19 protein-coding genes and 1 riboswitch are annotated in these 21392 nt (G+C 25.7%); of the genes, 1 reads left to right on the forward strand and 18 read right to left on the reverse strand.

Going from position 1 to position 21392, the window contains the following annotated elements; genetic code table 11:
* From AC4FQW_RS06020 to rpsD, 4 genes are all read right to left on the reverse strand, one after another.
* Window positions 1-1194, reverse strand: a complete 1194-nt coding sequence (locus AC4FQW_RS06020) for a molybdopterin molybdotransferase MoeA (RefSeq protein ID WP_491147851.1) — start codon at window positions 1192-1194, stop codon at window positions 1-3.
* A 57-nt stretch (window positions 1195-1251) separates the two neighbouring features.
* Window positions 1252-3327: a molybdopterin oxidoreductase family protein gene (locus AC4FQW_RS06025; protein WP_491147853.1), complete on the reverse strand. Its 2076-nt coding sequence runs from the start codon at window positions 3325-3327 to the stop codon at window positions 1252-1254.
* A gap of 605 nt (window positions 3328-3932) precedes the next feature.
* Window positions 3933-4652, reverse strand: a complete 720-nt coding sequence (locus AC4FQW_RS06030; protein WP_491147854.1) for a Bax inhibitor-1/YccA family protein — start codon at window positions 4650-4652, stop codon at window positions 3933-3935.
* Window positions 4653-4933: 281 nt separating this feature from the next.
* On the reverse strand, window positions 4934-5527 hold the full coding sequence (gene rpsD / locus AC4FQW_RS06035) for a 30S ribosomal protein S4 (protein WP_303131162.1): 594 nt from the start codon (window positions 5525-5527) through the stop codon (window positions 4934-4936).
* Between the two features lie 302 nt (window positions 5528-5829).
* Here rpsD and rd point away from each other — a divergent pair, with 302 nt between their 5' ends.
* On the forward strand, window positions 5830-5991 hold the full coding sequence (gene rd / locus AC4FQW_RS06040) for a rubredoxin (protein ID WP_491147857.1): 162 nt from the start codon (window positions 5830-5832) through the stop codon (window positions 5989-5991).
* Window positions 5992-6054: 63 nt separating this feature from the next.
* Here the strand turns inward: rd and AC4FQW_RS06045 are convergent, their stop codons facing one another.
* The 14 genes from AC4FQW_RS06045 to AC4FQW_RS06110 form a co-directional block, all read right to left on the reverse strand.
* A complete protein-coding gene (locus tag AC4FQW_RS06045) occupies window positions 6055-7227 on the reverse strand; it encodes a cation:proton antiporter (protein WP_491147858.1) in 1173 nt (390 codons plus the stop codon).
* Window positions 7228-7623: 396 nt separating this feature from the next.
* Complete coding sequence (locus tag AC4FQW_RS06050) at window positions 7624-8022, reverse strand: hypothetical protein (protein ID WP_303129464.1); 399 nt, start codon at window positions 8020-8022, stop codon at window positions 7624-7626.
* 104 nt (window positions 8023-8126) lie between these two features.
* Window positions 8127-10730, reverse strand: coding sequence for an ATP-dependent chaperone ClpB (gene clpB / locus AC4FQW_RS06055; RefSeq protein ID WP_491147861.1), 2604 nt, complete (start codon window positions 10728-10730; stop codon window positions 8127-8129).
* A 397-nt stretch (window positions 10731-11127) separates the two neighbouring features.
* Window positions 11128-12387: a transcriptional regulator gene (locus tag AC4FQW_RS06060; RefSeq protein WP_491147863.1), complete on the reverse strand. Its 1260-nt coding sequence runs from the start codon at window positions 12385-12387 to the stop codon at window positions 11128-11130.
* 15 nt (window positions 12388-12402) lie between these two features.
* Window positions 12403-13704 carry a helix-turn-helix domain-containing protein gene (locus AC4FQW_RS06065; RefSeq protein ID WP_491147865.1) on the reverse strand — a complete coding sequence of 434 codons (1302 nt, stop codon included), beginning with the start codon at window positions 13702-13704 and terminating at the stop codon, window positions 12403-12405.
* Window positions 13705-13980: 276 nt separating this feature from the next.
* Window positions 13981-15036, reverse strand: coding sequence for a DUF2776 family protein (locus tag AC4FQW_RS06070; RefSeq protein WP_491147867.1), 1056 nt, complete (start codon window positions 15034-15036; stop codon window positions 13981-13983).
* A 280-nt stretch (window positions 15037-15316) separates the two neighbouring features.
* Window positions 15317-15490, reverse strand: coding sequence for a YtxH domain-containing protein (locus tag AC4FQW_RS06075; RefSeq protein WP_303129469.1), 174 nt, complete (start codon window positions 15488-15490; stop codon window positions 15317-15319).
* A 95-nt stretch (window positions 15491-15585) separates the two neighbouring features.
* Window positions 15586-16254: a ribonuclease H1 domain-containing protein gene (locus AC4FQW_RS06080; RefSeq protein WP_303129470.1), complete on the reverse strand. Its 669-nt coding sequence runs from the start codon at window positions 16252-16254 to the stop codon at window positions 15586-15588.
* A gap of 17 nt (window positions 16255-16271) precedes the next feature.
* Window positions 16272-17333: a YkvA family protein gene (locus tag AC4FQW_RS06085; protein WP_491147869.1), complete on the reverse strand. Its 1062-nt coding sequence runs from the start codon at window positions 17331-17333 to the stop codon at window positions 16272-16274.
* A 234-nt stretch (window positions 17334-17567) separates the two neighbouring features.
* Complete coding sequence (locus AC4FQW_RS06090) at window positions 17568-18380, reverse strand: MetQ/NlpA family ABC transporter substrate-binding protein (RefSeq protein WP_491147871.1); 813 nt, start codon at window positions 18378-18380, stop codon at window positions 17568-17570.
* A 35-nt stretch (window positions 18381-18415) separates the two neighbouring features.
* A complete protein-coding gene (locus AC4FQW_RS06095; protein WP_491147873.1) occupies window positions 18416-19054 on the reverse strand; it encodes a methionine ABC transporter permease in 639 nt (212 codons plus the stop codon).
* Window positions 19054-20013, reverse strand: coding sequence for a methionine ABC transporter ATP-binding protein (locus AC4FQW_RS06100; RefSeq protein ID WP_491147875.1), 960 nt, complete (start codon window positions 20011-20013; stop codon window positions 19054-19056). Before AC4FQW_RS06100 ends, AC4FQW_RS06095 begins: the two co-directional genes overlap by 1 nt.
* A gap of 117 nt (window positions 20014-20130) precedes the next feature.
* Window positions 20131-20261, reverse strand: a riboswitch (SAM riboswitch).
* 200 nt (window positions 20262-20461) lie between these two features.
* Window positions 20462-20749 (reverse strand): DUF503 domain-containing protein, encoded by a 288-nt coding sequence (locus AC4FQW_RS06105; RefSeq protein WP_303129475.1) that lies wholly within the window; start codon window positions 20747-20749, stop codon window positions 20462-20464.
* Between the two features lie 199 nt (window positions 20750-20948).
* Entirely contained in the window at window positions 20949-21326 is a 378-nt protein-coding gene (locus AC4FQW_RS06110; RefSeq protein ID WP_303129476.1) for a RidA family protein, read from the reverse strand.
* Between the last annotated feature and the right edge of the window lie 66 nt (window positions 21327-21392).

Here is a 21392-nt window from a genome sequence, read left to right on the forward strand (position 1 = left end):
TTAAATTAATACCTCTACCTTCTCACCTTTTTTTAGTTCTTTCATTTTTGGAATTTCAAGTATTGCATTACTGTTTATCATAGTGTGAACTTGCCCTGGAGTTTGATATACATTATTTATAAAAACTTTATTTTCATTATCAATATAAACTCTTAAAAATCTTCTTTTATTTGATAATTTAGTGTAATTGTCCATTAATATTCCTATTCTATTTTTGATACATAAACTATCTGTATTGTACATTTTTGATAAAGCATCTCTACATGTTAATTCAAACGTCGTTGCTGCTGCCACTGGAGTACCTGATAATCCTATATATAATTTGTCTTCTTTAAATGCAGCAAACATTGGTGAACCTGGCTTTATATCAACTTTCCAAAATAATATATTATATCCTGCTTTCTCAGCACTTATCATAACTCTATCTTTTTCACCAACTGATACTCCACCAGTTGAAATTATAATGTCACATTTATCTTCTAAGTACTTTATAGCTTTTATTATTTCCTCATCCTCATCACAAATTAAATTATACAAAATACTTTCAAAACCCAATTCTGAAAGTCTTGCTTTTAAAAAGTATCCATTACTATTATAAATTTTTCCACTTTTTAATTTTGTTCCAGGATTTTGGATTTCATCACCAGTATTTATTATTCCAACTATTGCTTTTTTATAAACTTTAACCTTATTAAATCCAATTGAGGCAAGAGCTATAACCTCTGATGAAGTTATAAATTTTCCTCTTTTTAACAATTTTGTTCCTTCTTTAAAATCTTCACCTTCATAACAGTAATTATCATATTCATTAAGTGCAGTATATATCTTAACAAATTCTACTCCTTCATCAGTATCTTCTTGTCTTATTATCGTATCTGCTCCTTCTGGAATTGGTGCCCCTGTCATTATTCTTATAGCTTCATTTTGTTTTACTATTTTATCTGATACATACCCTGCATATATTTTATCTATTACTTTTAAATTAATAGGATTTTCTCTCGTTGCACCTTTTGTATCCTCGCTTCTAATGGCATATCCATCTAAAGGAGATCTTGGAAATGGTGGGTTATTTATAGGAGAATATATATCTTCATATAAAATTCTTCCTACAGAATCTTCAATATTAACTTCTTCTGAACCTAAACTTTTCACTTTTCCTAAAATTAATTTTTTAGCTTCCTCTAAACTTATCAAAAATAACCCTCCTTAAAACATTAATGCCCACTCTTTAAAAGAATGAGCATTATTTAATTAATCTATTTTCTTTAAATTACATGTTACATATTTATATGATGGCTCTCTTGAATATGTGTCATATTTTCCTTTTGTTAACATATTAATTTCTATATAATGCATAGGTCCATACATCTCATCTTTTAATAAGCCATCATTTATTTTAGCAATTACTCTTACAGTTTCTCCATTTGATGATGTAACTTCTATTATATCTCCATCTTTAACATCATGCTCTTTCGCTATTTCTGAACTAATTTCAATATAAGCTTTTTCTGAAACCATTTTTGTAACCATAGGAATTTCCCTAGTTCTTGTTTGAGTATGCCATTGTCCTACAGTCCCTCTTCCTGTATTAAAAATATAAGGAAATTGTTCTGTTTGCTTTTCATTATTTTCCATTATATCTTCATACATAAATTTCATTTTTCCATTAGGTCTATAATAAATTCCATCTTCAAAAAGTCTTCTTTGGTCTTTCTCTAACTTATCTCCCTTTTTAAAAGGCCATTGTACTCCGTTCCCTTCTCTAACCATATCATATTCTACTCCAGTAATATCACATGGCATACCTTCAGTAGATTTTTTTAGAAGTTCAAATACATCTCTTGGAGTTTTCCAAAGCTTTAATTCTTCTTCTTTTCCTAAAGCTTTTCCTATTCCCCTTATAATTTCAAAATCAGTAAGCTCTTTTTCACCTCTTGAAAGCATAGGAACTAATGCTGACATTCTACGTTCAGTATTAATATATGTACCATTTTTCTTAATTCCTGGTATAGCAGGTAAGAAAAGATCACATAATTTAGCTGTATCAGTATCTGAATATAAATCTTGAACAACTAAAAAATCAATTTTTTCTGCAGCTTCTTTAAATTTTTTGTTATCTATCCATGAATCAGCTGGATTTGTTGAAACTATCCAAAGTGCTTTTATATTTCCATCTAATGCTCCTTGTATTATTTCTGGATATGCCATAGTTGGTTTTTTAGGGATATGCTCATCTTTTATTCCCATAACTTTTGTTATAAATTTTCTATCTTCTTCATTAGCATAATCTCTTCCGCCATAAATACAAGTTGTATTACTAAATAATCTTGACCCCATAGCATTACATTGACCTGTAATTGAATTAGGACCTGTTCCTTCCCTTCCTATATTACCTGTCATTACACAAATATTTATTATAGCCTGAGCAGTTCTTACAGCTTCATAACCTTGATTTACTCCCATAGTCCACCAAATTGAAACCTTTTTACCGTTATGTATTGTTTCTGCAAGCTCTAATACTCTTTCCTTTGAAATTCCTGTAGTTTCATAAATATTATCTAATTTATACTTTTTAACGTGTTCTTTGAATCCTTCAAAGTCCTCTGTATATTTTTTTATATATTCTTCATCTATGTATCCTTTTTCTATTAAAACATTAGCTAATGTATATAAAAATCTTAAATCAGTTTTTGGTTTTATTGGATACCAATCATCACATCCCTTTACAGTTTCTGATTTTCTTGGATCTATAACAATCTTCTTAGCATCTTTATTTTTTCTTATTCTTCCCCATAATATTGGATGAGCAACAGCTGGATTTGCCCCTATAAATATAAGTGTATCTGAAAGTTCTAAATCTTCTAATGTGTATGGTGGTGCGTCAAATCCAAAGCTTTGCTTATATGCAACAACTGATGTAGCCATACAAAGTCTTGTATTTCCATCTCCATGCATTCCCATAAGCCCTCTTCCTACGTATCCTAATATAGCCATTTCTTCCATAGGAAGCTGTCCTGTACTTATAAAAGCGGCACTTTCTTTACCATATTTATTTTGAATCTCTGTCATTTTTTTAGCAAAAACTTCAAATGCTTCTTCCCATGATATTTCATGCATTTTTCCATCTTCACCTCTAAGAAGAGGAAGTCTTTGCTGTCCATACATAGTAAGTTGCTTATCTAGATTAAGTCCTTTTATACAAGCCATTCCATCATTAACAGGGTAACCTTTTTTTCCCATTATTTTAACTATTTTATCATTTTCTATATTAAAATTAAGATTGCATCCAGTAGAGCAATAATTACATACTGATTGTTTAACATCCATAAAAAAACATCTCCTTTTAAAGTCCTAACTACTTTTAGTTGTTATAATTTTAACATTCATTTTTCTTTTATAACGTGATATTTATCACACTTATTGAAATTTGAATAAATTATATATAATATTTTTTAAATTTTAATAGGTTATTATTTCTATAAATTATATACTTTACTTATCCATAACAAAGATATTTAAATACTATTATATTTATTAAAAATTAGTCTTTCAACACTCATATTACTTTTTTAAATAAATATTCAATTTGATTTATTATTTACATTCATAAATACTATATTTTAACTTTCATTTAAAATTTTAATCATTAAAAATATATATAAAATTTTCCCTTATACTCCTTATTGATTTAATATTTACACTTTATAATACTTTTAAACATATTAAATATATCAACTTATTTATCACTTTTAAATTAACCTTTTATCCAAAAATATATTAAAATATAAAATTTATTTCTTAATTATTATTTTACTTATATACCTTAGATTAATAAGCTTTATATTTTATCTTAACAATGTAAAAAATAAAAGGTAAGTTTTATCACAAACTTACCTTTAGTAATTTATATATAATAATTACTTAATTATATACTAGTCATTAATTGAAAAAATTTTTCCTAAAAATCGTATAAGCTCAGTATATAACCATACAAGTGTTACCATTAGCCCAAAGGCTGAGTACCACTCCATATATTTTGGAGCTCCAACTTCTGCTCCCTTTAATATAAATTCATAATCTTGAATTAAACTTATTGTAGCTATTAAAACAACTACTAAACTAAACACTATCCCAATTATACCGTTTTCATAAATAGGTAATACTATCCCAAAAAAACTTAACAAAACTCCCATAAGTAAAGTTACTGAAATAGTTGTAATTGCAATTCTTACACTTTTTTCTGTTCTCTCTGCAATACTTGGCTTTTTACCATATACAAACAATGTAACTATTACAGCAACAATTGTAATTAATATAGCAGGTATTATTATACCCGAATAAAAATTATCAAAAACCTTTGATATGCTTCCCAAAAATAATCCTTCAAATGCAGCATATATTATAGAGGAAAATTGAGCACTTTTTGGTGATATAACCGTAAATATTGCTACAGCAAATGTTATTATTGCTACTAACATCATAACGCTATCGCTATATGGTATATAAAACCAACTATAAATAAATGCTCCTGTTACTATAGAAAGTAATATCAATATCTTAGTTATTGTTCCACTAATTGACATTGTAGTACTATCATAAGTAGCATTTTTAAATCCTCTAGCTAAAGCTGGATTAATCTCTTCAATACCCATAAAAAACACCTCTCATATTAAATTTTATTAATTATATTATACAGTGTAATTATTTAGATTTGTTGCATATTATGTTTAAAAATATAAATTTTTACAAAAACTTATCTATTTTATATATGAAACGTAATAAAATTACCTATTAATAAAAAGAATAAAAATAAATAATTAAATTATAAAAAATAAAAATAAGTACCAAATCCCAGCACAGATTTGGTACTTACATAATGGCAAAATATACTGTATTAATATACGAGGCTTTAAAGGCTATATTCTAATTCATACTATTTAGAATAAAACTCCACTATTAATTGTTCATTAATTTCTATTGGCAACTCATTTCTCTCTGGTTCTCTAACATAAGTACCAACGAAATTTTCAATATCTTTCTCTATATAAGGGAAAGTATTTAATTCATTTTCTTTAAATGTATTAACAAATAATTCTACTTTACGAGATTTCTCTCTAAGAGTTACTATATCTCCAGGATTTAGTTTGTATGATGGAATATTCACTTTCTCTCCATTAACTAAAAAATGACCGTGATTAACCATTTGTCTACTTGCTCTTATTGAGTTTGCAAAACCCATTCTATAAACTATATTATCAAGTCTTGATTCTAATCTTAATAACAAAGCATCACCAGGTTGAATTTTTGCCTTAAATGCTTCTTGAACATATCTTTCAAATTGCTTTTCAAGCACTCCATAATAAGCTCTAAGTCTCTGTTTTTCTAATAACCTTACGCCGTAGTCAGATAACTTTTTATCTGCTCTACTTGTTCCTTTGCTCGCACGCTTCATTGCCTTTGGATGACCTATGACATTAAGTCCAAGTCTTCTGCACATCTTAAAACGTGGTCCCATCATTTTCGCCATTTATTTACCTCCTATAAAAATACTTTATGTACACATAATATCATCTTATCACAATAATTGAAAATGATTATCACTATTAAATTCTTTCATTATTTTTATTTATCTTTTTCATATTAACTTTTTCTCCTATTTATTTATTAATACTTTATTTTTGAAATAAACTTAATAAAATTTTATATTAATAGATATATATTAAATATATATTTACCATTAATATTGTTCATCTAAATTTAATCCATTTTATAAATAAATAGTTGTATAATTATCATATAAATAGCAATAAGCTTTTAGGAGGGTTTTTTATGAAAAAGTATATATGTGATGTTTGTGGTTATATTTATGATCCAGCTGTAGGTGATCCAGATAATGGAGTTAATTCTGGAACTAGTTTTGAAAATATTCCAGATGATTGGGTTTGTCCTTTATGTGGAGTAGGTAAAGATCAATTCTCAGAAACTGAATAATAATAAATATAAAATAAAAAGCAAGAAAATAAAATTTTATTTTCTTGCTTTTTATTTACTTAATTAATTTTTAAATGCAAACTTTAATAATACAGGTGTAATTACTGTTGTAAGAACTACTACTATAACTATTGGTCCTAATATCATTTCACTTATAATACCTGCTCCAATACCTTTACTTGTAACTATAAGTGCAACTTCTCCTCTAGAAACCATTCCAACTCCTACTTGAAATGATTCTTTATTACTATATCTAAATAGTTTTGCTCCTAACATACACCCTATAATTTTACTTATTAATGCTACAATAAATAATATTAAAGTAAATGCTATTATTTTATTAGACATTCCTGAAATCTCAACCTTTATCCCTATACTTGCAAAAAATATTGGAGATAATAACATATATGATAATGTATCAAATCTTGAATTAATATACTTTGTTTTTTCAGTATTAGATATTATAAGCCCCGCAATAAAAGCTCCTGTAATATCTGCAACTCCAAAAAATTCTTCTGCAGCATATGATAAAATCAAGCAAAATACAAAAGAGATTATTACAAATCTCCTCATATCTTTGTGATATCTTTTTATAAGTGTTTGAAATATTAAATAAAAAATATATCCTATGCAAATAGAGAAAATAAAAAATAATATAATCTTTAAGAAAACCTTCCATATTACAACTGATGAATCTGATATACTCATAATTATTGTAAGTCCTATTACTCCTAAAACATCATCAATAAGAGCTGCTCCAAGTATTGTATTTCCAGCTTTAGTATTTATTTTCCCTAATTCTTTTAATGTTTCAACAGTTATACTAACAGATGTTGCTGTAAATATTACTGCTATAAATATGTTTTGTAATAATTCATTTGAACTTTGGTTAAAAAGTTTACCTCCATAAAATATACTTGATACTATAAAAACAAGTCCTAGTGGAAATAATACTCCAAATAGTGCAACTACAAAAGAAACCTTTCCTGTTTTCTTAAGTTCAGTAATATCTGTTTCAAGTCCTGCTGTAAACATAAGTACTATAACTCCAAGTTCGGCCATTTGTTGAATAAATTCAGTTTCTCTAAGTGTATTAAACATAGCTGGTCCAAGTATAAGCCCTGCAAGTAATGCACCAACTACCTGCGGCATTCTAAATTTTCTAGTTAATATTCCTAAAAATTTTGTACTTAATAAAATAATTGCTATATCTAATAGAAATCCGTAATGTAACATACTCCAATCCCCCACATTTTTACGCAAAATTGTTCGTCCATTATAAATATTTCCATATATAAATATGCAATTAATTCTATTCTTATTTATAAATTATTTTAAATATAATAAATTTTAATCAAAACAACTTATAATATTTTATTTTTTTCTCATTAATAATAATAACTTTTTAATTTTCTTTTTACTTATAACAACTTTGTAATTATTAAAATAAGTTTTAAATCAAAAAATTTAATTATTTAACCTATATATCTTTAACTTTTTTATTAATAAAAAAAATCAGCATATATTAAATATACCGATTAAAATTTACATTAATAATTATTTATTTTTATAATTAAAATTTATAATTAAAGTTTGACTAAATTATAAGAAAAACATTTTTGTTCATATTTTTTATAATCTACCCTCTATTATATCATTAACATTTATTAATATTTTATCTAAACCATAGTGAGTAGTATTTATTTTTGAATTTCTACCTAAAAGATTACTTATTACTTCTTGTTGTTCTTCTAAAAAAGCACCTGAATTTTGTATAGCTTCAAAAACATCATCTAAATAATATATTTTAGGTTCTCCTTCTTCAGCACCAATTATCGTAGATATTCTATCTCTTGCATCTTCTTTTGTTAAATCATAATTTTCATAAACTTCTTCCATTGCATGAATCCTTACTCTTTCTTCATAATATCTATTTATATAAGCACTACAACCTTCAATATCTTTAAAAGTAACACCTCTTCCATCAGGAAATACTACTAGATAATTATCTTCTGGGGTTATGTATTCCATTAAAATCCCTCCTAATTTACATTTTAAAAAACGGGTAGGAAAAGATATTAATCTTACCCACCCATCTTGTCTTTATTTTATGCTATTTAGGGGTTTATATACTTTTAATTATTAGGTTTAATTGTTAAATTATCGCCTTCACCGTCAATTTTTACAATTGAACCATAACCAATAGTTCCTTTAATTATCATTCTAGCTAATCTATTTTCTAAAGTGTTTTGAATATATCTCTTAAGTGGTCTTGCACCATATACTGGATCATATCCTTCTTTAGCTAATATATCTTTAGCTCCATCTGTAACTTCAAGCTTAATATTCTTTTCTGTTAATCTCTTTTCAACATCTTTTAAGAATATATCAATAATTTTCTTAATACCATTTTCTGATAATGGTCTAAACATTATGATATCATCAACTCTATTTAGGAACTCTGGTTTAAATCTTGATTTCATTTCATTCATTACATAGCCTCTTGCTTCTTCTGAAATCTCACCATTTTTTGTACCTTCTAATAAGAAATGTGAACCTATATTTGATGTCATAATTATTATAGTATTTTTAAAGTCTACAGTTTTACCTTTATTATCTGTAAGTCTACCATCATCTAGTATTTGTAGGAATATATTAAATACATCTGGATGTGCTTTTTCTATTTCATCAAATAAAACTACTGAATATGGATATCTTCTAACAGCTTCTGTTAATTGACCGCCTTCTTCATATCCAACATATCCTGGAGGTGGTCCAACTAATCTTGAAACTGATTGTTTTTCCATATATTCAGACATATCAATTCTTATCATACTTTCTTCACTATCAAATAATGTTCTTGCTAAAGTTTTTGCAAGTTCTGTTTTACCAACACCAGTTGGTCCTAAGAATATAAATGATCCAATTGGTTTATTTTCATCTTTAAGTCCAGCTCTTGCTCTAAGTATAGCGTTTGATACTGAATCAACAGCTTCCTCTTGATCTATTACTCTTGATTGTAACTCTTCATCTAATCTTAAAAGTTTTTCTCTTTCACCTTCCATAAGCTTTGTAACAGGAATTCCAGTCCATTTTGAAAGAACTTCTCCAACCTCTTCTTCTGTTACTTCTTCTTTTAATAAAGCACCATCTGAGTTTTCTTTTACTTCCTCTTCTTTTGCTTTAATCTTTTCTTCTAATTCTGGAATTATACTATATCTAATTTCAGCTACTTTATTATAATCATAATTTCTTTCATATCTTTCAAGATCACCTTTAGCTTCATCTAATTGCTCTTTTAATTCTCTAAGATCAACTATATTTTCTTTTTCTTTTTCATACTTAGCACTCATTCCATCATTTTGTTCTTTAAGATCTGCTAATTCTTTTTCTATTACTTCTAATCTCTTCTTAGAATTTTCATCTTTTTCTCTAGATAAAGCTTCTTTTTCAGTTTCTAATTGGAATATTTTTCTTCTAACAGCATCAAGTTCTGTTGGAAGTGAATCAACTTCTGATCTTATCATAGCTCCAGCTTCATCAATTAAGTCAATTGCTTTATCTGGTAAATATCTATCTTGAATATATCTATCTGATAATTTAACAGCTGCAACTATAGCTGAATCATGTATTCTAACTCCATGGTGAATTTCAAATCTTTCTTTTAATCCTCTTAGAATTGAAATTGCATCATCTACTGATGGTTCATTTACAATTACAGGTTGGAATCTTCTCTCTAGTGCTTTATCTTTTTCAATATATTGTCTATATTCATCAAAAGTTGTTGCACCAATACAGTGTAATTCACCTCTTGCAAGTAATGGCTTAATAAGGTTACCTGCATCCATTGCGCCATCTGTTTTACCAGCTCCAACAATTGTATGAATTTCATCTATAAATAATATTAATCTACCTTCACTATTTTGAACTTCTTTAAGTACAGCTTTTAATCTTTCTTCAAACTCTCCTCTATATTTAGCACCTGCTATAAGTGAACCCATATCTAATGAGAATATTACTTTATCTTTTAATCCCTCAGGTACATCTCCATTAACTATTCTTTGTGCTAAACCTTCAACTATTGCTGTTTTACCAACACCAGGTTCCCCAATTAATACTGGATTATTTTTAGTTCTTCTTGAAAGTATTCTAACAGTTCTTCTTATTTCTTCATCTCTTCCAATAACAGGGTCTAATTTATGACTTTTAACTAATTCATTTAAATTTGTACCATATTTAGCTAAAGCATCATAAGTTCCTTCTGGATCTTGAGTATCAACTCTTTGACTTCCACGAACTTCCTTTAATACTTCCATAAATTTATGTTCTGATATGTCATACATATCTAATAAATGTCCAACTTCTCCATTTTTATCTATTTCCATAATTGCAAGCATTAAATGCTCAACACTTATATATGAATCTTCAAATTTCTTTGAAATCTCATCTGCCTTTATTAAAACTTCTTGTATTTTCTTTGTTATATAAACATTTGATTCTGCACCAGATGATGCTGTTACCTTAGGAAGACGTGAAATTGCTTGATTTATTGCGTTCTCTAAGCTCTTTACTTGAATTCCCATTTTGTTTAATATATTTGGAATTAATCCATCTTGTTGTTCTACTAAACTAGCAAAAAGATGAATTACATCCATTTGTTGATTATTATTTTTAACGGCTATTAAGTTAGCCTCATTTAAAGCATTTTGAACTCTTAGTGTCATTCTATCTACATTCATCTTTAATTCACCTCTTACGTATTTTATCTTGATATCATAATATTATATTAGTCAAAGAAAGTCAAAGTTTTATTTTTGAATATTTTTTTTGGTTTTTTGAATATTTACTTATAATTACTCTTATTTTCTATATATTACTCCATTTTTCTTAGTTTTTTATTTTGTTAATAATCATAATAAAAAGATTTTTCTTAAACTAATCCTAAACCTTTTAAAATAGCCATTCTTTTTTAAAAATAAATTTATATAAAATCTTTTATTTACTATAAATTTATTTTTCTCTATATTTCTTTAAAAATTCTTCATTATCTATTAAATTTATGTATAAAGTTTACAAATTTATAATTAAGCATAAAAAAAAATACCTATAAATTTAACTTATAGGTATTTTTTAAAATTATATTTTACTTTTTATATTCATAGCTAAAGTGAAATACTTTATTGAATCTTGTATTTCTTGAGTTTTATGATACATATTTGCTATATCAATATATCTTTTATATAAATCACTTTTAGTTCCAAACTTAACTAATGAATCTAAAGATAAATTCATATATAACTCTGCTTCTCTAAATCTATTTTGTCTTTGAAGAAGTATTCCTTTTAAATAATATGCCTTTTCTATAAGTATTATATCATTTATTTCAATTGCAATATTTAAAGCTTTATCCACCAACTCCTCTGCAAATTCTAATTTACCATTATCTTTAAGTATATTGGCAAATTTTATATATATTTCACCTATTTCATAAGTAAAATTTTGAGGTAAAAGTGATATTGCTTCATTAATTTGTCTAATTGCTTCATCTTCTTTATTTATTAAGAAATAAGCTTCTGCATAATCTATTTTAAATGATACAATTTTAGTTATATCGTCTAAAAGTTCTGATGACTTTTCAATATCTAATAAATTTAAATTATTATTTAGTATTGCAATAATATTATTTGCATAATACACTTTACTTATTATTTCCTTATTTTTTATATTAATTGAAAGCTCTTTAGCTCTTTTTAAGTATTTTTCAGCTTCATCATATTGATTGCACTTTAAAAAACACATTCCCTCTCTATATATGCTATAGCAATAAATCTCCTTTTCTTGGTTTTCTTTATTTTTTTCTAGTGTTTCAATAACCCTAATGTAATAAGTTTTAGCTTCACTATATTCTTTTATTTTGTAAAAATACTCTGCCATATCATTAAAATATATTATATTATTTTCATCAGAATTATTTCTTCTATATAAATCATAATATTTTGGAATTATATCTAATATTTCATCTTTTTTATTATTTAATAAATAATAATTGAAAAGCTTATGAATTAATTTAAATGCTAATTCATAATATTTATATCCAATTGCATAATCTAAGTTTAATTTTATATCGCTTTCTAAAGATAAATTTGATGTTTCTCTCTTTTCAAAAATATCTATATTCTCTATTATTTGATCATAAACATCTTTAGCAATATATTCGTAATCTAATTCTATTACATCTGAAACGTATCTTAAAATTTCTTCATCAGCTTTAACTTTACCATTTTCTATACAGCTCATTTTAGAAATAGATATTTTATTACCGCATAATTCTTTAAGTGTAATACCTCTATATATTCTTGCTCTTTTTATTTTTTCTCCTGTTGAAAGTATCTCCATAATTCCCCACCTTCTTTAGTTAGCTAGTATTCCAACTTTATTGAAAATTCTAACCCCTTCATTTAAATATAATTTTGCTGCATCTTCTTTTTTATTATCTATATAAAACTTACCAATCATAATTGCAATCTCTCCTGCTACTTTTAATAAGTCATTTTCTACTGCAATTGTGTAACTTTCTAATAAAACCTTTTCAGCTTCTATATTATCTTCGTTTATAATAAGTATTCTATATTTTATTAAATTACATTCTATTAATTCTTTAACGTTATTTTCTGGTAATTTTTCATAAATGTTATTTAAAACTTCTGTACACCTTTTAATATCTTTTACTTTCAAATAATTTCTACACATATTTATAAGTGTATCTATAACTTTATTGTCATTATTTTGTATTCTAATATTTTTTGCTACTTCATATCTTTTAAATGACTCATCTATATTCTCAAAATTATAAAAAAGCTTACCAAGTTCATTTTCTAAATCTGAAGTATTTGATATATCTTCAATTTCTCTATAAAACTTTAAAGTTTCATTTGAATATTTTATTGCATTTTCTAAGTCTCCATTTTCGTTACACTCTTCTGCTAATTTTAATAATATTTCTGCATGTTTTTCTTTATTATTTACTATATCTAATTTCTCTTTAGCTAGTATAGAATAATTCATAGCTTGTCCTATATTATCCATTTCAAAATATGTTTTTGCTAAATAAAAATATATTTCTCCTAAAAGATAATATTCTGTAAGGTTATTATCTAAAAACACTTTTTCTGCTTGTTTTAAATAACTATTTGCTGAATAATAAGTTCTAAGCTTTAAAGCTATTTTTGCAAGATTTAAAAAAGTTTCTATAATTTCTCTATAATTATTATTTTTAGTAAAAATAACATTAGCAGATAAAAAATTTTGTTTAGCTAAATTCAATTCATTTTTACTTAAATATATTTTAGCTTTAAGATTTATAAGCATTCCTTTTTTGCATTCTAGATTATAATTATTTGCATATTCTAAAGCTTTTGATATGTAATTTTCACTGATGTCATATTTTTTATTAAACATATAAGCTTCTGCTATTTGCTCATAATAAGTACACACTTTATGGGCTTGGCTTTCTTCTGATTCCATTAAATATTCTACTGTAGTTTTTAAATTACTAGCCAAATATTCTAATAAATCCATTGATGGATTGGATCTACCTGATTCAACTAAACTAATTTGTCCTGGTGTTATTCTGTCTTTAGCTAAATCTTTTAAAGTCATATTTAATTTTTTTCTTTTTCTTTTAATTTTTTCTCCTAAAGATAAAATCTCCATACAGTATCTTCCTTTGCTTTATATTATTCATTTTTTATTAATCTTATTCATATTTTGTTTAAATTTAAATTAATTATATCACGATAATCTGAGAATATACAATATTTTTGTTAAACTTTGTTATTTTTTTTCATGCAATAATTTAATTTAAATTAAAACTTTGTTAACTAATTCATATTTTTATTAATAAACTACTTAATACAAAAAAATATCAGTTATAAATATTAAAACTTATAACTGATATTTTTAATTTATTTATATTTATATTAAAATCTATTACTTTGATGTTCCACTTTCAAGTATTGAAACTATTGAAAATAATGTAAAACACACTGCCCCTAGTCCAACCATAACATGTGCTGGAACAAAATAAGCTGAATTAAATAAACTTGCTTCAAACAAATAAGATGATAAAAATAAACATATAAGAGCTGTTACTACTGGAATTATAGGTATTCTGTTTGCTAACTTAAATTCTCTACGCCATACTGCTGCTAATAATATAACTTTACTTGATATACTATAACAAATAAGTCCAAGACCAATTAATACTATCCCTGGTGCTATAAATGCATCATTAGTACAATTTATTAATACCATTGCTCCCCATAATACGTTTATAGTTCCAATTAAGAGTACAAATATACTCCACTTCCATCTTTCTTCATTAGTGAATATATTTTGTATTTGTCTAACTATACTTGCAACTAACGCTATTAAACATGAACATATAAGAGATAGACCAATAACTACATGTGCTGCTATAAAATATGGTGGTATACTCTCTTTAAATAATAAATAAAATCCTCTTAAAAAACCTATTATTGCACAAATAACCGGAACTGCTATCAATATCTTTCCTTGAAAATCTGAAAAAGCATTTATTTGTTTTTCACCATATTTTAATGTTGCTTCATTTTTTGTTATAAGTACAAACTTAGTTGATGCTGTTGCAACTGTGGAAACACAACAAGCTATTAAGCCTATAGCAAAAACAATATTTCCTGATACAAAATACGGTGCATTATCTCCAGCCGTTTTCCAAATATAAACTCCTGAAAATACAGTAAATAAACTAACTGCATATCCTATTATAGGGAGTAAAAATTTATAAAAATTATTATATTTGTTTATTAATTGTCTTATAATTGTTGCCGCTGTTGTAAATAAAGCAATACATATAGCAGTTAATGCTATAAGTACATGACTTGCAACAATATAACCTTTACCTGTCGTCTCTTCTAGCACCTTAACATAAAATCCATATGTTATACATATAGCTCCCATTATTAAAGGAACTAAACGAAAAAATACACTCATGAATCTATTCATATTTATCCCTCCATTTTCTTAGAGATAAATAAAAATCAAAATTATTTATTATACAAAATCCCTTTGATTTTTATTTATTATCCGATATATATAAATTATATGATTAGCCAAAATTGAAGTCAAAGAACTCATAGTTAAAATTTTTAAATAATTCCTAATCAAAATTTGATAAGTTGTAAATTTAACTAAAATCTATGAAAGTAGTATTTAAATAATTTATTTAAATAAAAAAGGTTTATTAAATAGATATCTATTTAATAAACCTCAAGCAATGAATTAATTATTTCATCATTGACATCATATTTTCTACAGTATCACCTGCAGCATTCATTAATCTTTTTCCTGCTCTTTTAACAGTTCTTTGTGTCTTTCTATCTAGTTGTGGTAATACTGCCATACTTATTGCTGTTCCTAGTGCTGCACCTGCAACCATTCCTTTGATTAATTTACTCATAAATAACACCTCTTTATAATAATTATTTTTGATGCTATATTTATGGTATGTAAATTATTACTTTTTAAACTAGGAATTATGTTTATATTTTATCATTAAATTCCAAGTGCTGATTTTGCCAAAATATCAGCTCTATCATTAAATTTATCGCCACTGTGACCTTTTACCTTTTTAAATTTAATATTTATTTCTTTCATTTTATTTTGCATAAAACTATGATAATTTGAAGTTATTTCATTATTTCTTTTCCAAGTTCCTAAAGCCCAGCTTTCAATACCTTGATAATCATATACTATATAAACTTCATTGTATCCATTATTTATAGCATATTCTACTGCCTTCATTGATCCTAATACTTCTCCAGAAACATTTCTAAGTGGAATAGCCTTTTCATCATTTCCAGCTCCATTTTCTTCATATATAACTTCACCATTTTTTGTTGCTACAAGTCCATAAGAAAAGTTTTTCTTTTCTAAAGAAAAGCTTCCATCAACATATATAACTAAAGAATCTTTTAAATCTAATTCTCTATCTTCTTTATTTAACCTTGATGTTTCACTCACTATTTTTGGTTTTGAAAAATTAAAATCTCTACCTTTTCCTTCAGCATTAAGAAGTATAAATTCCTTCGCTTCATCCATAGTTTTAAAACTTTTATATATAGCCCCCTTAAATCCTATTACTTCTTTTTTGCATTCATCCCATGAAGTAAATATTTTAGGTTCTCCTGATTTTCCTTTATATACTGAATAAAACTTTGCCATTTATTTAATCTCCTTTATTAAAGTGTAGATAATTCTTCAACAACACTATAAATTTTTTCTATATTTCTAGCTCCTGTAAAATTAGTTACATATTCAAGACCACTTCTTAAAACTAAAATTAATTCCTCTTTACCTGACCAATTTTCTAATAATACATTTAAAGGTACCTCTTTTGAAATTCTATTTAGTGCAAAAAATAAAACTGCTAAATCATCAATTTTACCTATAAAAGGTATATTACTTGGTATCATATCAGTTGGACATACTATATATGCAATAGAAGCAGATACTGAAACCTTAGTTTTTATAGGAACTCTCTTATCTTTAAGAAGTCTTAATACAAGTGCTAATAAATCTGGTATTAAAAATAAATATTCTGAAAAATCTTTTGCATTCTCTGGAAGTTTATTTTCTAATTTTTCTTTAACTTCATCTCTTCCTTTTGAATAATAATCATTTGCCTTATTTTCTATTATTTCATCTTCTTCTATAAATTCATTCTCTATTTTTTCATTTAATCCTATATTTTCTTCTAATGAAAGTTCTTCTTCGCTTATATTATTGTCTAAAATTTTTTCATCATTTATATTTTCTTCTTTAACTTCTTCTGTCCCTTTATTTAAGTTTAATTTACTAATATTTATATCCACATTTTTTACAGTTGCATTTATCATTTTATCTTTAAAAAATATTTCTTCTACATTTATTTTTAAAAATGGAACACCTTTTAATAAATCATCTACATTTATAATAAGTTCATCTCTATTTTCTTCTATTCCTATATCTCCAAAAATATTTAATAATGATTTAAGTAATAAACTTCTAATCATTCTAATCATTCCAAGTTTATATACTTTTAATTTAGAAAATCTTCCATTAACCTTTCCATCTACCACTTTTAAATCATCTAAAGTAACTTCAAATTTTATTTTTATTATTTTAGTAAAGCTTCCTCTAATTAAAATATTTTCATCTATTATAACTTCATCTAATAATAAACTGTCAACTTTTACAAAATCATTTATTATACTTAAAATATCATTTCCAGTAAGACTTACTAATACATTTGATATATTCATAAAGTTTTCCTCCCCAAATATCCTTTTTAAATTTTACATATGTTTTTGTATAATGAAATTATAACAAAAAAAAAGCTAAATAAGGAATAAATTTAACCTTATTTAGCTTCATTTAATATATATTACATTAAATTCTTCTATTTTAACTAATAATTTTTTAATATTAAAATTTAAATTTACATTTTATTATAATATCTTAATTTATAAAATATATAAATTAAAATTATTCTATCATTAAAATACAGGTATTACAGCCCCATCATATTTACTATTTATAAATTCTTTACATTCATCAGATGTTAAAGCTTTATTTAATGCTTTAATTTTTTCACTATCTTTATTATCTTCTCTTACAGCTATTATATTTGAATATAGCTCAGCTGCTTTTGAATTTTTATCTTCAATTATCAAGGCATCCTTTTTAACTGAAAATCCAGAATCAATTGCATAATTACCATTTATTACAGCAGCATCTACATCTTCTAATGACCTTGGTATTGAAGCTGCTTCTAACTCTTTAAATTGTAAATTCTTTTTATTCTCTGTTATATCTTTTGGAGTTACAAGCTCTCCTTCTTTAATTTTTATAAGTCCTTTTCCTTCCAAAAGCCTTAAGGCTCTTGCTTCATTGGATGGGTCATTTGGTATTGCTATTAAAGCTCCATCTTTAAGTTCTTCTATACCTTTAATTTTTTTTAAATATAAACCTAATGGCTCTAGATGCACTTTCTCAGTATAGGTAAGGCCTAAGTTATCTGCCTTATTTTGTTCATTTAAATATGGAATATGCTGAAAATAATTTGCATCAAGACTTCCTTCTGAAAGTGCTTTATTTGGTGTTACATAATCAGTAAATTCTTTTATCACAACTTTATATCCTAAATCTTCAAGTTGTGGTTTTATATGTTCTACAATTTCCTTATGTGGTACAGGCGATACACCTATATTTATTGTTTTATCATCTGATGACTTATTTCCTCCGCATGCTACTAATGATAATGATAACGCCCCAATTAATATACTTGTTAATAATCCTTTTCTTTTCATAGTTAAATGCCCCCTCTTTATTTATTGCTTATATTTTATTTTGAAAGTTTTTTATAGAAATAATTACCAAGACATTGTAATACTTGTACTATAACTATTAAAATTATTATAGTTACTATCATATAGTCAGTTTGATATCTATGATATCCATATCTTATTGCTACATCTCCAAGTCCACCACCAGCTACTGCCCCTGCCATAGCTGAATATCCAATAACGCTTATTATAGTTAAAGTAAGTCCAGAAACCATACTTGGCATTGCTTCTTTAAACATAACTTTAAATATTATTTGTTTGTCTGTTGCTCCAAAAGATTTTGCTGCCTCTATAACACCCTTATCCACTTCTCTTAGTGAAGCTTCAATTATTCTTGCTATAAAAGGTGCTGTTGCAATTGAAAGTGGTACTATCATAGCTTCTTTTCCAATAGTTGTCCCAATTATAAATTTACTTAATGGAAAAAGCGCTACCATAAGTATTACAAAAGGAAAACTCCTAAGGGTATTTACCACAAAATCTAAAATTCTATAAACACTTTTATTTGGCCTTAAACCATCTTCTGCTGTTAAAGTTAAAACTATTGCAATTACAAATCCCCCTATAAAAGCAAAAACTGTTGATAATATAACCATATAAAAAGTTTCTAGCGTAGCTACTAATATTTCATTAAACATTAAATCACCTCCCATTCAACACTTTTATTTATAAGATAATTTATTACATCTTCTTTTTCCTTCTCCGAAACATTTATTACTAAGCTTCCTAAAACATCATCTCTAAACTTTTCAAGTCTTCCACAAACAATCGAAAAATCTAAATTCATCTCTCTTGCCATTTTTGTTATAATTGCATTTTCAGAAAAACTTTTTGGAAAAAATATTCTTATATTAACCCATTCCTCTGGTAAAGTATCATCATCTTCTCCTAAAAATTTTCTAAGAGAAACTCCTGGTTTTAAAAATAACTCTGAAGCTTTTCCTTGTGCTTTAACTACTCCCCCTTCTAAAAGAGTTATATTTTCGCAAATATCTTTTACAACTTCCATCTGATGTGTTACAACAACAATTGTTATTTTTAATTCTTTATTTATTTTTGATAAAAGTGCTAATATATTTTTTGTTGTTTTTGGATCTAAGGCTGATGTTGCTTCATCACAAAGTAAAATTTCTGGCTTTAATGCTAAAGCTCTAGCTATTGCTACTCTTTGCTTCTGGCCTCCACTTAATTCCTTTGGTTTACTATCTTTTTTATCCTCTAGTGAAACTAATTTTAAAAGTTCTAAAACCCTTAAATTTATATAATCTTTTTTATATCCCCAAACTTCAAGAGGTAATGCTATATTTTCATATACTGTTTTTCTATCTAAAAGATTAAAACTTTGAAAAATCATCCCCAAATTTTTTCTAATATTTCTGATATCCTCCTTACTCAAATTTTTTATTTCTTTTCCTATAACTTTTAAACTACCCTCATCATATTTTTCAAGGCCATTTAAACATCTAAGTAATGTTGATTTTCCAGCTCCACTATGTCCAATAATTCCATATATATCTCCTTTTTTAATGTTAAGTGATATATTATTTAAAACTTTAAAATCCCCAAATGTTTTAGATAATCCTTTTATTTCTATCAAACCTATATACCCCCTTTTTGTTAAAAATCTCTTTTTAATGTATTAGTTTAAAATAAAAATGCGCTAGAGAATAATATCTCTAGCGCATATAAGTATAACTTGCCCTATAAAATTACTCTCTCATCTATCAAGTATATGAATACTTGCAGGATTTGGCACCACATATAAAGTAATAACTTTAAATCATTACTAATTACATAGGTTGCCGGGCTTCATAGGGCCAGTCCCTCCACCGCTCTTGATAAGAACCTAATATTTTATTTTCAAACTTCTTGTATAATAATATAATATCTTATACATTTATTGTCAATAAGTTTTAAAAATTTTTATATAAATAGTTTTCTATATAAATATTTTTTATATAAATAATCTATGTCTATTAATTAAAACTGTTACAACTTTATTTATTAAATAACTTTCAAAATTTAAGTTTTAATAACTTCATAACTTAGAATATTTCTGTTTCCTCTTCAATATCTACAATTTCACCATCACAATTTTCTTCAATAAAATCTATAATCTTTTCTTTCATAGAATGAGCTATTTTTACATCTGTGCAAACTGCTGATATACCAATTACCGCCATCTTGTGTTCATCTTGTCTATCTACTTCACCAACAGATATATTAAATTTATTTTTTAATTTTTGAGTTATGCTTTTTACAATCATCCTTTTTTCCTTTAAAGAATTTACCCAAGATGCTCTAATTGTTATTTTCATAAGTAAAATATCCATAAATACCTATTTCCTTTCTATAAAGTATTTTTTTGATATAAGCAATTTATATTTTTATAATAATACATATTCTAACCAATATAAATTGTATTACTTATAATTTCACAAAAAATAATCAACTTATTCACAAAATTTGTAATTAATGAATAAGTTGATTATATTGTTTAAAAAAGCATAAAAATTTAATATTCTATTATTTTTAAGCTAATGCAATTACTTCTATTTCAACTTTTGCATCTAATGGTAATTTAGCTACTTGAACACAGCTTCTTGCTGGTGGTTCTCCTTCAAAAAATGTAGCATAAACTTCATTAACAGCTGCAAAATCATTTAAATCTTTTACAAAAACTGTAGTTTTTATAACTTTATCCATATTTGTTCCAGCTTCTTCAAGTATTGCCTTTATATTATTTAAACTTTGCTTAGTTGCAGCTTTTATTTCTGTAACTAATTCTTTAGTTTCTGGATTTATTGGAATTTGTCCTGATGTATAAACTAAATTTCCAATTTTAATTCCTTGAGAATATGGTCCAATGGCAGCTGGTGCCTTATCAGTTTTTATTATTTTTTTATCCATAAAAATCCCCTCCAATTTATATCATTTTCTTTATTATAGGTTAATTTTTTTAAAAAGTCTAAATAT

This window comes from Clostridium sp. TJA085 (genome assembly GCF_058310235.1).

Excerpts from the sequence above, each read along its gene's own strand:
- AC4FQW_RS06025 (WP_491147853.1), bottom strand. The coding sequence starts at position 3,327 with ATGGATGTTAAACAATCAGTATGTAATTATTGCTCTACTGGATGCAAT.
- AC4FQW_RS06030 (WP_491147854.1), bottom strand. The coding sequence starts at position 4,652 with ATGGGTATTGAAGAGATTAATCCAGCTTTAGCTAGAGGATTTAAAAAT.
- rpsD (WP_303131162.1), bottom strand. The coding sequence starts at position 5,527 with ATGGCGAAAATGATGGGACCACGTTTTAAGATGTGCAGAAGACTTGGA.
- rd (WP_491147857.1), top strand. The coding sequence starts at position 5,830 with ATGAAAAAGTATATATGTGATGTTTGTGGTTATATTTATGATCCAGCT.
- AC4FQW_RS06045 (WP_491147858.1), bottom strand. The coding sequence starts at position 7,227 with ATGTTACATTACGGATTTCTATTAGATATAGCAATTATTTTATTAAGT.
- AC4FQW_RS06050 (WP_303129464.1), bottom strand. The coding sequence starts at position 8,022 with ATGGAATACATAACCCCAGAAGATAATTATCTAGTAGTATTTCCTGAT.
- clpB (WP_491147861.1), bottom strand. The coding sequence starts at position 10,730 with ATGAATGTAGATAGAATGACACTAAGAGTTCAAAATGCTTTAAATGAG.
- AC4FQW_RS06060 (WP_491147863.1), bottom strand. The coding sequence starts at position 12,387 with ATGGAGATACTTTCAACAGGAGAAAAAATAAAAAGAGCAAGAATATAT.
- AC4FQW_RS06065 (WP_491147865.1), bottom strand. The coding sequence starts at position 13,704 with ATGGAGATTTTATCTTTAGGAGAAAAAATTAAAAGAAAAAGAAAAAAA.
- AC4FQW_RS06070 (WP_491147867.1), bottom strand. The coding sequence starts at position 15,036 with ATGAATAGATTCATGAGTGTATTTTTTCGTTTAGTTCCTTTAATAATG.
- AC4FQW_RS06075 (WP_303129469.1), bottom strand. The coding sequence starts at position 15,490 with ATGAGTAAATTAATCAAAGGAATGGTTGCAGGTGCAGCACTAGGAACA.
- AC4FQW_RS06080 (WP_303129470.1), bottom strand. The coding sequence starts at position 16,254 with ATGGCAAAGTTTTATTCAGTATATAAAGGAAAATCAGGAGAACCTAAA.
- AC4FQW_RS06085 (WP_491147869.1), bottom strand. The coding sequence starts at position 17,333 with ATGAATATATCAAATGTATTAGTAAGTCTTACTGGAAATGATATTTTA.
- AC4FQW_RS06090 (WP_491147871.1), bottom strand. The coding sequence starts at position 18,380 with ATGAAAAGAAAAGGATTATTAACAAGTATATTAATTGGGGCGTTATCA.
- AC4FQW_RS06095 (WP_491147873.1), bottom strand. The coding sequence starts at position 19,054 with ATGTTTAATGAAATATTAGTAGCTACGCTAGAAACTTTTTATATGGTT.
- AC4FQW_RS06105 (WP_303129475.1), bottom strand. The coding sequence starts at position 20,749 with ATGGATATTTTACTTATGAAAATAACAATTAGAGCATCTTGGGTAAAT.
- AC4FQW_RS06110 (WP_303129476.1), bottom strand. The coding sequence starts at position 21,326 with ATGGATAAAAAAATAATAAAAACTGATAAGGCACCAGCTGCCATTGGA.